At 69.9% G+C, this 12800-nt stretch carries 12 protein-coding genes; 5 read left to right on the top strand and 7 right to left on the bottom strand.

Annotation, left to right across the window (positions count from 1 at the left end):
• Positions 1-52 precede the first annotated feature (52 nt).
• Genes O3139_RS11015 through O3139_RS11005 form a run of 3 tightly spaced genes read left to right on the top strand, consistent with a single transcriptional unit; the run spans position 53 to position 2408 of the window.
• Positions 53-1579: an amidase gene (locus O3139_RS11015; protein ID WP_420022354.1), complete on the top strand. Its 1527-nt coding sequence runs from the start codon at positions 53-55 to the stop codon at positions 1577-1579.
• Between the two features lie 50 nt (positions 1580-1629).
• The gene (locus tag O3139_RS11010; RefSeq protein ID WP_269514120.1) at positions 1630-2124 is read left to right on the top strand and encodes a low affinity iron permease family protein; all 495 of its coding nucleotides are present in this window, start codon (positions 1630-1632) and stop codon (positions 2122-2124) included.
• A complete protein-coding gene (locus O3139_RS11005; protein ID WP_269514119.1) occupies positions 2121-2408 on the top strand; it encodes a SemiSWEET family sugar transporter in 288 nt (95 codons plus the stop codon). The genes O3139_RS11010 and O3139_RS11005 overlap by 4 nt, the downstream gene beginning before the upstream one ends.
• On the opposite strand, the gene O3139_RS11000 is transcribed toward O3139_RS11005, so the two are convergent.
• Positions 2405-3772: a pectate lyase family protein gene (locus O3139_RS11000; RefSeq protein ID WP_269514118.1), complete on the bottom strand. Its 1368-nt coding sequence runs from the start codon at positions 3770-3772 to the stop codon at positions 2405-2407. The two genes, O3139_RS11005 and O3139_RS11000, sit on opposite strands and share 4 nt — an antisense overlap.
• Positions 3773-4034: 262 nt before the next feature.
• Between O3139_RS11000 and mntR the strand changes: the two genes are divergently transcribed.
• Positions 4035-4469 carry a manganese-binding transcriptional regulator MntR gene (gene mntR / locus O3139_RS10995; RefSeq protein WP_269514117.1) on the top strand — a complete coding sequence of 145 codons (435 nt, stop codon included), beginning with the start codon at positions 4035-4037 and terminating at the stop codon, positions 4467-4469.
• A gap of 76 nt (positions 4470-4545) precedes the next feature.
• Positions 4546-5937: an Nramp family divalent metal transporter gene (locus O3139_RS10990; RefSeq protein WP_269514116.1), complete on the top strand. Its 1392-nt coding sequence runs from the start codon at positions 4546-4548 to the stop codon at positions 5935-5937.
• Here the strand turns inward: O3139_RS10990 and O3139_RS10985 are convergent.
• The 6 genes from O3139_RS10985 to O3139_RS10960 all read right to left on the bottom strand — a co-directional run bounded on the left by O3139_RS10985 (position 5930) and on the right by O3139_RS10960 (position 12798).
• Entirely contained in the window at positions 5930-6208 is a 279-nt protein-coding gene (locus O3139_RS10985) for a hypothetical protein (protein ID WP_269514115.1), read from the bottom strand. The two genes, O3139_RS10990 and O3139_RS10985, sit on opposite strands and share 8 nt — an antisense overlap.
• Entirely contained in the window at positions 6205-6684 is a 480-nt protein-coding gene (locus tag O3139_RS10980; protein ID WP_269514114.1) for a glycohydrolase toxin TNT-related protein, read from the bottom strand. Before O3139_RS10980 ends, O3139_RS10985 begins: the two co-directional genes overlap by 4 nt.
• A gap of 72 nt (positions 6685-6756) precedes the next feature.
• Entirely contained in the window at positions 6757-8595 is a 1839-nt protein-coding gene (locus O3139_RS10975) for a hypothetical protein (RefSeq protein ID WP_269514113.1), read from the bottom strand.
• Positions 8592-10763, bottom strand: coding sequence for a DUF4175 family protein (locus O3139_RS10970; protein ID WP_269514112.1), 2172 nt, complete (start codon positions 10761-10763; stop codon positions 8592-8594). Before O3139_RS10970 ends, O3139_RS10975 begins: the two co-directional genes overlap by 4 nt.
• On the bottom strand, positions 10760-11914 hold the full coding sequence (locus tag O3139_RS10965) for a BatA domain-containing protein (protein WP_269514111.1): 1155 nt from the start codon (positions 11912-11914) through the stop codon (positions 10760-10762). The genes O3139_RS10970 and O3139_RS10965 overlap by 4 nt, the downstream gene beginning before the upstream one ends.
• On the bottom strand, positions 11911-12798 hold the full coding sequence (locus O3139_RS10960) for a DUF58 domain-containing protein (RefSeq protein WP_269514110.1): 888 nt from the start codon (positions 12796-12798) through the stop codon (positions 11911-11913). Before O3139_RS10960 ends, O3139_RS10965 begins: the two co-directional genes overlap by 4 nt.
• Positions 12799-12800: the final 2 nt, after the last annotated feature.

The following is a 12800-nucleotide window of genomic DNA, read 5'->3' as shown; positions in this document are numbered from 1 at the left end:
CGATTATGACGGCCCACCCGCGACCCCTTCGCAAGCTGCTGCCGCTGCGAGAATAGCCGCTGCCGCAGCAGCGGATGCGGCCGCCTCGGCCGCTGCAGCGGCCGCTTCGACCTCGAATGAAGCTGACGAACGTTGGTCACCGCGATGTGTCCGGTACATTGATGTCAGCGTTAGGGGCTACTGCGCGATTGACGAAAATGGCACGAACGCTGTTATCAGATGGGCCGACGTGCAGGGTCTCGACTCCTCGGTAAGCCGGCAGATCATGGGCTTGCCGATCCTTCTCAAGGACAACATCGAAACGCGCGACATGCCGACCACCGCCGGATCGCTGGCGCTGCTCGACAACGCCCCCGGCCGGGACGCGCCTCTGGTCGCCCGCCTCCGCGCGGCCGGGGCGGTGATCCTGGGCAAGACCAATCTGTCGGAATGGGCCAACATCCGCTCCTCGGCCTCCGTGTCCGGCTGGAGCGCGGTGGGGGGACAGACGCGCAATCCGCATGCGCTGGACCGGAACACCTGCGGCTCGTCCTCGGGCAGCGGGGCGGCGGTGGCGGCGGGGCTGGCACCGGCGGCGATCGGAACCGAGACAGACGGGTCGATCGTCTGTCCGGCGGCGATCAACGGCATCGTCGGCTTCAAGCCCACGGTCGGCATGGTCAGCCGCACCCATATCGTGCCGATCAGCCATTCGCAGGACACGGCCGGGCCGATGACCCGCACGGTCGAGGACGCAGCTATCGTCCTGTCGGTCATCGCGGGATCCGACCCCGCCGACCCCGCGACGGCGGAGGCCGATGCGCGGAAGGTCGACTTCCGGGCGGCGCTGGATGCTGGGTCGCTGAGGGGCACGCGGATCGGGGTGGCGCGCTTCCTGACGGGCTACTCCGCCGGGACGGACCGGGTATTCGAGGCGAATCTGCAGGCGCTGCGCGATGCGGGCGCGGTGCTGGTCGAGATCACCGAGGGGCCCGACATGGAGGCCATCGGGGAGGCCGAGGGCACAGTGCTGCACTACGAGCTGAAGGCCGACCTGAACGCCTATCTGGCCTCGACCGATCCCACCCAGGTGAAGACGCGGACCCTGGCCGACGTGATCGCCTTCAACGACGCCACGCCGCGTGAGATGGGCTTGTTCGGGCAGGAGACCTTCATTGCGGCGGAAGCCACGACCGGGCTGAACACGCCGGAGTATATCGCGGCGCGCGAGACCTCGCTGCGGCTGGCGGGGGTCGAAGGGATCGACAAGATGTTGAGCGAGAACAATGTCGTGGCGCTGGTGGCTCCGACGGTGGGGCCGGCCTGGTCGATCGATGCGGTCAACGGCGACCACTATCTGGGGGCGGCGTCCACCCTGCCGGCGGTGGCGGGCTATCCGCACCTGACCGTGCCGATGGGCTTCGTCCAGGGGTTGCCGGTCGGGATCAGCTTCATCGGCACGAAGTGGGACGACGCGCGGATCCTGTCGCTGGGATACGCCTATGAACAGGCGACCCATGCGATCCGGCCGCCGACGTTTGCGCGCTCGGCCGACGACCTGCCGGACCTGGCTCCGCTGCTGGCCCCGCACGGTCGTTAGGTCGCCTCGCCGACCCAAAAACCACCGCCAGGCGGTGCAGTTAGGACGCCATGGAAAGACTGTTCATCCGCTTCGCCACCCTGACCGCCAAGGTCGCGGGCAAGCCCTGGACCTTCATCGCCTGCCTGATGATCGTCCTGATCTGGGCGGTGACCGGGCCGATCTTCAGGTTCAGCGAGACCTGGCAGCTGGTCATCAACACCGGCACGACCATCATCACCTTCCTGATGGTGTTCCTGATCCAGAACACCCAGAACCGCGACGGCGCGGCGATGCAGGCCAAGCTGGACGAGCTGGTCTATGCGGTGAAGAAGGCCGACGCGCGGTTCATCGGTATCGAGCACCTGACCGAGCGCGAACTGGACAAGATCCTGGAAGAGGTCGAGCACCGGGCGCAGGAAGTCCATGCCGGCAAGCCTGCGCGGGCCATCAAGGGCAAACCCGCCGTCCGGGCCGAGGACGTGGAGGTGGCAGAGCCGAGGGCCGCGACCCCCGCCGCCGAACGCAAGCCCGCCACCCGCGCGCGTCCGAAGGCCTCGACATGAGCGACTGGATCGCGACGGCCTTCGGTACCGCCGCGGCCCTGTGCTCGATCACCAGTTTCGCGCCGCAGATGATCAAGATCTGGAAGGAGCGGGACGCGTCGTCCGTGTCGCTGCGGACCTATGCGCTGACCGTGACCTGTTTCGTGCTGTGGGTGGTCTATGGCGTGCTGACCGAGGCCTGGCCAGTGACGATCGCCAATGCCTGCGCCCTGCTGATGGCCGCCGGCGTTCTGGGCATGAAGTGGCGGTTCCGGGACGGGGATCCGGAAACGACCGGACGCTAGCCGGCCAGGCTGTTCAGCCAGTCTTCCAGATTGGTGTAGCCGTCGCCGTCGCGGTCGGCGGTGCCGTCGGCGGCGCGCGGATCGTGACCCTCGGCGGTCTCCCAGTCGTCGGGCATGCCGTCGCCGTCGGTGTCGGTCCAGGGTGTGCCGGGGGCCAGGTCGGGCCAGCCGCCGACGTCGCTCTGACTGTCGATGATGCGACCGGTACCATCCGCGACGCCGGCCAGGATGCGGGTGTCGACGGCGTCACGGACATGGGACGCGCCGGCCCTGGCCAGGACGGACGCATAGGCCTGTTCGGCGGTTTCGGTGGCGGGGGTGGCCCAGTCGGGGAGGGCGGTCAGGCGGTAGCCGGGGGTGTCGTCGCCGGTCACCGCTTCCCACGGATCGCCGGGCACGACGCCGCCGATGCTGTTGGCGTCGAACCAGGCGTGGGCGGCCGTGCTCTCTTCCTCGAAGATGATCGCGCCGGTCGAATCCGGGCCCCGGCGATAGGCATTGGCGACGAAGGCATAGGTCGAGACGGTCGCGGGTTCCTTGTCGGAGTTGTAGCCGGCATGACCCTGGCCCCAGTTGTAGAAGACGTTGTTGGTGAACTCGAACCGCGCCCCGACGGGGTCGACATCCGGGCTCAGATAGTTGCCGGGGCGGGGCATCCGCGCCCGGTGGCTGGCCCAAAGATTGTGGTGGAAGGTGAAGTGCGCCCCGCGATTGCCGCGCACGAGGGAGCCATAGCCGTGGTCCCCCTTGGAATGGGTCGACAGGTTCAGGCTTTCGGCGATGACCGACCACTGGACGGTCACGGCGTCGATGACCCGGTCCCGGCTGCCGATCGACAGGGTCTCGTCCACCGACCAGGAGGCGGAGACATGGTCGAGGATGATGCGGCTGCCCCGGTCGATGGTGACGGCGTCGGTCTCGACCCGGTCGGCGTCACCGAGGCGGGAGCGGATATAGCGGACCACGACATCGTCGGCCGAGATCAGCAGCGGCTGGCCGCGCAGGGTGATACCGCCGCCGGGCGCAGTCTGGCCCGCGAGGGTGATGCGCGGCTCGCGGATGCGCAGGGGTGTCAGCAGGTGAATGGTCCCGCCGATGTCGAAGACGACAGTGCGCGGCCCTTCGGTCTCCACGGCGGCACGCAGGCTGCCCGGGCCGGAGTCGTTCAGGTTGGTGACCCGGACGACGGCACCGCCGCGTCCGCCCATCGAGATGCGGCCGGCACCCGCGGCCCCGGGAAAGGCGACGACGGCTTCGGGTGCCGGTGTCGGTCGGGGACCGGCATGCGCGCAGGCCGCGATCGCCACAAGCGCTGCCACACCGGGGCCCATCGACAGGATGCGACTGGTGACGGTCTGCGTCATCGGGATGGGCTCGCGTTCTGATACCGGTGTCAGACAGTGTTTCGCGCGGCGATGATACCGGTGTCAATCGCGGCCGACCCCGGGGGAGCGGCGCGCCGTGGAAGTCGTGCGCCCCTGAACGCGGATCCGGGCCGGATCCGAGCGATCGCCTCCGGCCTTGTTTTCACGAGCCCGGGCCCGGAATGACGACGGCTTCGCAATTCGACCGGATCGGCTAAAGCTGTCGATGTTTCGCGGTTCTGCCGCCAGTGGAGTGACAGACGTGGTCCAGGTTCCCGGTGCCGCCAGACGAGCCGCCGCCTTTCGACGGATGCGGGATGCCCGCTCCAGCGAGGTGGCGGAAGATTACGTCGAACTGGTCGGCGACCTGATCGCGGAACACGGCTCGGCGCGGCTGACCGATCTGGCCGACTGCCTCGGCGTGGCCCCCGCGACAGCAGCCAAGGCACTGCAGCGGCTGCAGCGGGATGGACTGGTCGAGACAAAGCCCTATCGCGCCATCACCCTGACCGAGGCCGGAGAAACGATGGCGGCGGCGTCGCGCGAGCGGCACCGGATCGTGCACGAATTCCTGACAGCGCTCGGCGTCAGCGGGGAGACGGCCGAGGCCGATGCCGAGGGCATCGAGCACCATGTCAGCCCCGAAACCCTGGCCCTGTTCCAGAAGATGACCGAGCAACTGCGCAGCGGTCGCTGAATTCCTTGCATCCCGAAGCCCCGGCGCGCGTATAGAGATTCAGCCTAAGCTGAATTTCCTCGAGTCGAGAGCCTCCGTGCCGTCCGAGACCGATTTCGACCGATCCCTGCCGGAAGTGCACCGGACCGTCGGCGTGTGGTCCGAAGGTGAGGTCGCGCGCCCGTGGTGGCGCCGGATGCTGGCGTTCGGCGGGCCGGGATTCCTGGTCGCCGTCGGCTATATGGACCCCGGCAACTGGGGCACCGATCTGGCGGGGGGCAGCCAGTTCGGATACGCCCTGCTGTGGGTCATCCTGGCGTCGAGTCTGATGGCCATGTTCCTGCAGGTGCTGTGCGCGCGGCTTGGTCTGGTGACGGGACAGGATCTGGCCCAGGCGTGTCGGGACCGTTTTTCCAGACCCACGTCCATCGCGCTGTGGTTCCTGTGCGAGATCGCCATCATCGCCTGCGATCTGGCCGAACTGGTCGGGGCGGCGGTGGCGTTGAACCTGCTGTTCGGCATCCCGATGGTCTGGGGCGTCGTCATCACCGGGTTCGACGTCATCCTGTTGCTGATGCTGATGAACCTTGGCTTCCGGTGGATGGAGGCGATCATCATCGCCCTGGTCGCGACCATCGCGGCCTGTTTCGCCTGGTCGATCTTCCTGGCCCGACCGGACTGGCTGGCCGTCGCCGCGGGCACGCTGGTGCCGGGCCTTCCGGGAGGCGGGGCGCTGTTGATTTCCCTCGGCATACTGGGCGCGACGGTGATGCCGCATAATCTGTATCTGCATTCGTCGATCGTGCAGACGCGCCGACACGGGCGAGGTGCGGCCGATCTGAAGGCCGCCATCGGGCACAACACCTTCGACACCATCTTCGCCCTTGGCTGCGCCTTCTTCGTGAACGCGGCGATCCTGGTGCTGGCGGCGGCGGTATTCTGGAAGGCAGGGATCGTGGTCGACGACCTGCGCCAGGCGCATGAACTGCTGACGCCCGCCCTTGGTGGGGCGGCGGCGACGCTGTTCGCGGTCGCGTTGCTGGCGTCGGGCCAGTCCTCGACCATCACCGGCACCCTGGCGGGTCAGATCGTGATGGAGGGTTTCCTGAAGATCCGGATCAAGCCCTGGGTCCGACGGATCATCACGCGGTCCATCGCCATCGTTCCCGCCCTGGTGATCGTATCGGCGACCGGCGGGCGGAATACGGTGCAGCTGCTGGTCATCTCGCAGGTGGTGCTGTCGATGCAGCTGCCGTTCGCGATCTTTCCGCTGATGATGCTGACTTCGTCCAGGGCGAGGATGGGGGTCTTCGCCAATCCGCTGCCGGTACAGATCGTGGGCTATGCGATCTGCGGCATCATCGCGGTCCTGAACCTCTATCTGCTGTGGAGCACGATCGGGCCGCTTTGGCTGGTGCTGATCGCGGCGGTCATGGTCGGGTTCGCCCTGTGGGTCCGGTTCGGATACAAGGGACCGCAGCCTATTTGACGAAGGTGCTGTCCAGGATCGCGCCCGTGTCCGGGTCGATGCGGACGCGAAGACCTTGCCAGGTGTCGGCGATCACGACGCTCCCCTCGTAACCCAGCGACACGAAGGCGTCCGGGGCGTCGCTGGCGGGCGGGTTGGCGGTCCAGAGACGGCGCCGGTGATGCAGGCGGACGATCGTGCCGCGATCCGCTGCGCTCGCGGAAAAGGCATAGAGGGCAAGCCGGTCGCCACCGGGCAGGTCGATCGCGGTCGCCTCATCGGGGTGTCTCATGGCAGGGGCATGGGGTCAGAGAAGCTTTCGGGTGGAATCAGCTCCAGCAGCTGCACTTGCCGGCCACCGCCCGGCTGGTGGAAGGCGGGGGCGGCCGTGCCGACCTTCATCAGCGTGCCGGCCGGTACGGTGACCACGGAATAGAACTCGGCCGTGTTCTGGGGCGGCAGGGCCAGGCTTTCGCGCACCGACTGGCGGGAGGCGGGCGGGGTCGGTGACAGCCAGGCTCCCAGCCGGTTCGCGCCACCGCCATAGGCCCGGTAGAAGGTCATGACGCGGTCGGTGCGGACTTCCTCGACCGGTCCGATCCAGGCCTCGACCATGACGGCGGCGGTCGGTGGCGTGGTGGGGTTGCCGGTCGGCGTGGCGCAGGCGGCGAGGCCCAGCGTCAGGGTCATCGACATCAGCATCAGGGGCGTGGTCAGCCATCGCTGCAACCTTGCGTGCCAGGCCGTGCGATTGTTGCGGTCTGTCATGATCCCCTCCGTCTCGAACGGTGACGCTACACGGGTTCGGCCGATGGGCAAGAACCTCGCACGCTGAACTGTTCAGGCCACGGGCGGTCGACGCTGGAACCACTGTGCCCGGATGGGCAGGGCGAACGTGCGATTGCGCTCCAGCCACCACAGGCCAGTCAGTGTCAGCAGCAGCGCAATGAACCAGGGCCACGGTGAACCCTCTGCACGGATCGGGGCCGCCGATGACGCGGTCCGGGAGGTGGCGTGCATCAGGGCCAGGGTGGCGGTTCTGCGCTCGGCGGCCACGAGCGAGGGCGTCGCCTCGGCCGGCTGGACGTAGACGCTGGTCTCGCGTCCGCGCCCGTCGCGAACCAGATGCCAGCCACTGCGCTCGGGCCAGACACCGGCGCAGGCCTGGGCGCCGGTGATCGGGTCGATGCGAAGGGGTTGCTCAGACCCGTCAGGTCCAATGACGCTGGCCTGTCCTGCAAGGCCGCAGATGGCAAAGCGCGTTCCGGCGTGCGGGATGCCGGACACCGAGGCGCGGGTGGCATCGCCCGCGCGGGCGAGGTCCGAAAACAGGGCGCTCCACAGGTCTCCGTATCGATCCGACCGCCCGGTCAGGACCAGGGCATGGCTGTCGGTCACCGTCCACAGGCCGACCCGCCCCCGGCCTCGCGCGCGCCAGCTGGCGAGGGGGAGGCCCTCGGGATCCCTGATGATGGAGACGGCGTCGGTGCCGGCAGGGGTCGTGTCCAGACGGCCGAGTTCGGGCAGGGCCTCTTCCTCGGGCGCGGCGGATTCCGGGGCGGCCGATCCGGCCGTCGGGCGATCGAGCCGGAGCGGCAGGACCTCGCCACTGCCGGTCAGCGTCAGGCCCAGACTGGCCCAGTCGCGGCGGGTCGCGGCCGACAATGTGCCTGTGGGACGCAGCAACAGGCCCATGCCGCGATCGACGGCTCCGGCCAGCGCGGTTCGGCCACCGACCCCAAGCGCTTCCCAGCGCCGGTCGTCGATGACGACCAGATCGACGGCGTCGAGCGACGCCGCATTGAGGATCAGGGGCGCATCCCCCAGCCGGATGCCGGCACCCAGGTCCATGTCGATGCCCAGATCGATCCCGGCGTCGAGGGCCCAGCGCTGGAGGTATTTGGTTTCCGGACCGGGTGCACCGGCCAGGACGCGGATGCGGGGCGGCGTCTGGGCCTGGGTCTCGACCGGAATGGCGATCCGCTCGACGATCTTTCCGTTCGTGTCGCGCAGACGCAGGTCGAACAGGGCGAGGCCGGGCGCACGGGTGCTGGCGGTCAGGACGAAGCGCTGGTTGGCGACGACACGGAGGCGGTCGACGACCGTGTCGGCCGGATCGACCAGCTCGATCGCGCCGGAGGGCAGACGGCCGACCTGTCCACCGACCTGGACTGTCCCTCCGGGGGCGGTGGGCGCGGGCAGGGTCAGGTCGATCAGCCCGGCCGGGACCGGCGGCGGGTCGAAGTCGACGGGTCGGGGCAAGGGCGTCCGGTCGCGTGGGATCAGCCCACCGCCCTCGATGCGAATTCGGCTGGCCGAGGCATGGCGGCGCAGGGCGGTGGCGAGATCGGGGACACGCTCGGCCTCCGCGATCTCGCCCGCTTCGGGCAGGGCGACGCGCACATCGCCGGGCATCATGGCGATCGTCGTCGGCGATCCGGCGGTGGCGACGATCAGGGTGCCGGTGCGCAGGATGGCCGCGGGGGGAAACAGGGTGAACCAGACCAGCGCCCCGGCCGCGACCTGAAGCGCCCCCAGCGTCAGCAGACGCCAGCGTGGGGCCCTGTCTGCCTCGACCGACGCACGTTGCCAGATCAGGAGGCGCAGCAGGCCTGCTGCAACGGCGACACCAAGGACCAGCGCCACCCACAGACGGGCATCGAAGGCACCGGCCGTCATCGTAGGGCATCCAGATAACGCTGGCCGCGTGTGCCGGGGGCCTCACGACGGCGCACGGCGACGGGCGGGCGTTCCAGTGCGCTCCAGAGAAGCGCGCGCAGGCGGCGGCGGCAGTCCAGGCAGCCGGGTTCGTTCCGCACCGTGTCGATGGCGGCGCCCAGCGCCAGCGGATCGGACAGCCGTCCCCGGTTCTCGCGCACCCAGCGCTCCAGGGCACCCAGGGCCAGCGATGGCGCGCGTCCCGGCGTCGGCCTTTCGTCCAGGGCGCGCCAGGCCTCCGCGACGACGGTGTCGGCCGGCGTGCGGACGGGCGGAGGCGGATCCTCGGCGACGATATCGTCGCGCCTTCCGCTCAGGCGGCGGGACAGATCGACCGGCGGCAGGTCCGAGCCGGTCCGGCGAAGGAAGATGCGGGTCGCCTGCTGCGCCTGTTTCAGCAGCTCCAGCGCGATGTTGGCGAAAGGCAGGGCATCCTCGGGTCGGCCCTGACGCAGGGCGCGCTCGGAGCTCCACATCGCGTCCAGCATCTGGCTGAGCGTCGAGCGGGTGCCGGGGTCGAACAGGGTGGCGGCGTCGCCCTCGTCATGGGCATGGCCGAAGGCGTGCAGGACGTCCTCCTCGTGACCGATGCCGGAGGGGGCCGTGTCGCCCTCCTGGTGACCGTCGTGATCGGGGTGGTCGTCGGGACGCTCGAAACGGGGCGGGGCGGGGGCGTCGTTGGTCGGCAAGGCAGGCGCAGGCGGGTCGTCACTGGTGGGCAGGACGATGCCGCCGGTCGAGCCGCCGACCTCATTCTCTCCGCCCATGAACTGGCTGTAGCGGTTGCGCAGACGGGCCTGATCGTTGCCGATGGCGTCCGAGCGGCTGACGAACCTTGCCGGATCCAGCCGGGATCGTTCGGCGATCAGGGCCTCCATGTCGATGATGATCTGGCGCTGGCTGGCGAAATAGACGGGCAGGACGGGGGCGGCCATGCCGTCCAGACCGTCTGCCAGACCCAGGTCGGTTGGCCAGCGCAGGATCACGCTGGGTCCCTCGACGACATGGCGTTCGGGAGCGCGGTTGTCGCTGACGACCAGCTGGACGATCAGGTCGCTGCCGGGAGCCATCCCTTCGCGGGCCAGGTCCAGGGTCGTGGAGAAGCGGCGTCGGCGCGCCTCGCCCGTGCCGGTCAGCGCGGTCGATCGCTGTTCGAAGGTGATGGTCTCGCCGTCGCCCTTAGTCACGGTGATCCTGAGGGTGGCGGTGTCGAGTACGCCATAGTCGTCGCTGACTTCGAACACCGGGGTCCAGCGGGTCTGGCCAGGGGTGACGAGCAGAAGCTGGCGATCGGGCTCGATCAGCTGGACCACGGGGGCGACATCGGCGACGGCGTCGAGCCGGTGCAGGCGCTGGCGGGGCAAGCCGTCTGCCGCGATGCGATACAGGGTCGGTCGGTCGACCGGGCGGCTGCCCGTCCATCGGGTGCCGTCGCGCAGCAGCGGCGTTGCACGGCCTTCCGGCACATCGACGCTGGCCGTCGTCGGCTGGGGGGCGAAGTCGACGATCCATTCGACGCGGGAGCCTTCGGGCACGCTGGCGTCCAGGGCGGTCTGCTCACGGACCGGGAGGCCGGTGTAGGCGGGGGGCGTGATCCTGAGGCGCACGGCAGTGATCGCGGGGGGACCGGCAGCGCCGGGCGCGGATTGGCCATCGGTCGTCGTGCGGGCGGTCGTGCCGGGCGCGGGCCAGGCCAGGATAAGCGTGGTCAGGACCGCCCCCGCGGCCCAGCTTATGGCGATCCGACGACGGGACCATGCTGGCCGCAGATCGACCGTGCGGGCGTCGTCGATACGCCCCTCGATGCGGGCGCGCTGGAGGCCTGTGAGACCGGGCAGGTCGTCGCGGTCGCGGAACAGCAGGGCCGAGCTGTCCTCGAAGCCTGGCAGGCGGGCGTCCAGCGCGCCGATCAGCCAGTCCCGGTCCAGCCGCCGGGCGCGGCCGATGGCGAAGACCGCCAGGACGCCCAGGACGAGAAGACCCGGCACGAAAAGCCCCGCGAGCCCGAGGAACCGCCCGCCGAGCGCCGACGCGACCACGACGGCGGGCAGGCCGATGGCCAGGGTGTCGGCAACGGTCCGCCACTGGGCTTCGCGCTGGCGGTCCAGAAGGACGGGCACTGCGGTCACGGCGCGACCGCCCTTTGCCGCCGGGTGGCCATCCATCGCTCGGCGGCGAAGGCGGCGGTGATCAGCAGGGCCAGCCAGGGACGCATGTCCAGCGGTGGCTGTTCGTAGGGCACGGCTCCGGTCAGGGGCGACCAGGCGGCGGCAGCGACACGGGTCGGGGCGGGTGCCGGGCGCAACATCGCCATCAGGGCATCGGGGAAGGTGGCCTCGACAAGACCCGGGATGGAGGCCGGCTCCAGGGGACGGGTCAGGCGGACGACGCGGCCGCGACCGAGGGCTCCGGCGAGCGCGAGCGTTGCGCCGGTCTCGTCTCGCCAGACGGGCGTAGTTTCGCCCTCGACCGGAACAGCGGCGTCGAGTGCAGCGAGAATGGTCCCGCCGTCGCGAACCCAGGCGACGATCCGGTCGGGAACCGGACCGGGGCTCAGCCAGACGAGGGCACGGGCGTTACGTCCGATGGGCCGATCCGTCGTGACCGCATCGAAATCCACCTGAGCGTCGGCCGTCGTCCAGGCCGTGGCGGCGGCCCGGAAATAGCGGACGGCCCCTTCGGTCTCTGGCGCATAGCGGACCGACAGGGCGAGCGGCGGGACTGGTGCCGGCGTCGCAGGTGAGGTCGCCTCCGGCCCGAGGCGCCAGTCGACACGACGGGACAGTCTGGGCCGTTCGGCATCGACGCCGTCCAGGGTTGCGGGCACGACGATGGCGAGCGGGGTCCGGGGCGGCAGCTCTGCGTCGAGCTGCCGGATCTGGCTGGCGATGTCCGGACCGGCGCGCGGCGCGGGGCCACCGACGGCCGGAAAGCCGGGCGCGAGCCAGACCCGTCGTTCCTCATCGTCCGTCAGCGAGGCGAGGATGGCGGCATCGACGCCGGGCGCGACCGCGACGACGGGTCGGGTATCTCCGGCGTTCCACAGCACCGGGCGGGCCAGCCAGACGGCCAGCAGGGTCAACAGCAGCAGACGGACGGCCAGCAGCCAGCGCTCGTCGACGGTCACGCTGCGCCGGGGGTTCGGACGCGCCTCGAGCCAGCGCAGGGCCGCAAAGTCGATCGTCCGGTTCTCGGTCCGGCGGGCGATGTGGATGACGACCGGAATCGCCAGGGCCAGCAGGGCCAGCAGGCCGAGGGAGGCCAGAAGGGCGGGGCTCATGCGCGGCCTGCGCTTCGGAACAGGGTGCGGATCGGGACGTCGGCGCTCTCGTCGGTGAAATGCTCGACGTGTCGTATGCCGCTCGCCTCAAGCCGGGCGGACAGGGTGGCGCGGGCGTCGGCGAAGCGGGCGTTGAATTCCTGACGCAGGGCGCGGCCATCGCCCACGATCTCCCGGCCGGTCTCAGGGTCGTGGAAGCGATAGCCTTGAGCGAAGGGAAAATCGCGCTCGTCGGTGGTCAGGACCTGGAACAGGGCGACGTCGCGGCCGGAGGCGGCCAGGCGTTCGGCGGTGGCGATGCAGGCCTCGTCGAAGCCGTCGCTGACCAGCAGGATCAGGTCGTTGCGGCCTATCTGTTCGCCAAAGACGGAGACGTCCCGTTCCCACCGGGCGACGCCCCCGGGCTGGATCGGGGCCAGGGTCAACAGCAGACGGTCGCGGTGACGCCCGCCGCCGCCGGGCGCGATGACGACGGGGCCATCCGCGGCCTCCACGATCAGACCGAAGCGGTCGCCCTGATACAGGGCGATCTCGATCAGGCTGGCGACCAGACGGCGGGCGGCATCGAAGCGGGACCAGCCGGGGCGGGCCAGATCGACCTGACCCATGGAGGCGCTGGCATCGATGACGAACCACACGGCGATCGGGCTTTCGCGCTCGGCGTCGCGGACGAAGAATCTGTCGGACCGGGCATAGAGCTTCCAGTCGATGCCGCGCAGGTCGTCGCCGCGCTCATAGGCCCGGTACTGGGCGAACTCCAGGCCACCGCCGCGGTTGCGGCTGTCGTGCATCCCCGCACTGGCCAGCGCCGCCGCGCGCCGCGGGACGATGGACAGGGCGCGAAGGCGCGTCCGCAGTTCGGGAGGCAGGTCCAGCGGCGACATGG

Source organism: Brevundimonas subvibrioides (assembly GCF_027271155.1).
Taxonomy (GTDB): Bacteria; Pseudomonadota; Alphaproteobacteria; order Caulobacterales; family Caulobacteraceae; genus Brevundimonas; species Brevundimonas subvibrioides_D.
Note: the sequence above shows the minus strand (reverse complement) of the source record. Positions and strands in the feature narration are given on the sequence as shown.

What these genes read in the sequence shown, in the direction of transcription:
- O3139_RS11010 (WP_269514120.1), top strand. Translation starts at nt 1,630, where the DNA reads ATGGAAAGACTGTTCATCCGCTTCGCCACCCTGACCGCCAAGGTCGCG.
- O3139_RS11005 (WP_269514119.1), top strand. Translation starts at nt 2,121, where the DNA reads ATGAGCGACTGGATCGCGACGGCCTTCGGTACCGCCGCGGCCCTGTGC.
- O3139_RS11000 (WP_269514118.1), bottom strand. Translation starts at nt 3,772, where the DNA reads ATGACGCAGACCGTCACCAGTCGCATCCTGTCGATGGGCCCCGGTGTG.
- O3139_RS10985 (WP_269514115.1), bottom strand. Translation starts at nt 6,208, where the DNA reads ATGAGACACCCCGATGAGGCGACCGCGATCGACCTGCCCGGTGGCGAC.
- O3139_RS10980 (WP_269514114.1), bottom strand. Translation starts at nt 6,684, where the DNA reads ATGACAGACCGCAACAATCGCACGGCCTGGCACGCAAGGTTGCAGCGA.
- O3139_RS10975 (WP_269514113.1), bottom strand. Translation starts at nt 8,595, where the DNA reads ATGACGGCCGGTGCCTTCGATGCCCGTCTGTGGGTGGCGCTGGTCCTT.
- O3139_RS10965 (WP_269514111.1), bottom strand. Translation starts at nt 11,914, where the DNA reads ATGAGCCCCGCCCTTCTGGCCTCCCTCGGCCTGCTGGCCCTGCTGGCC.
- O3139_RS10960 (WP_269514110.1), bottom strand. Translation starts at nt 12,798, where the DNA reads ATGTCGCCGCTGGACCTGCCTCCCGAACTGCGGACGCGCCTTCGCGCC.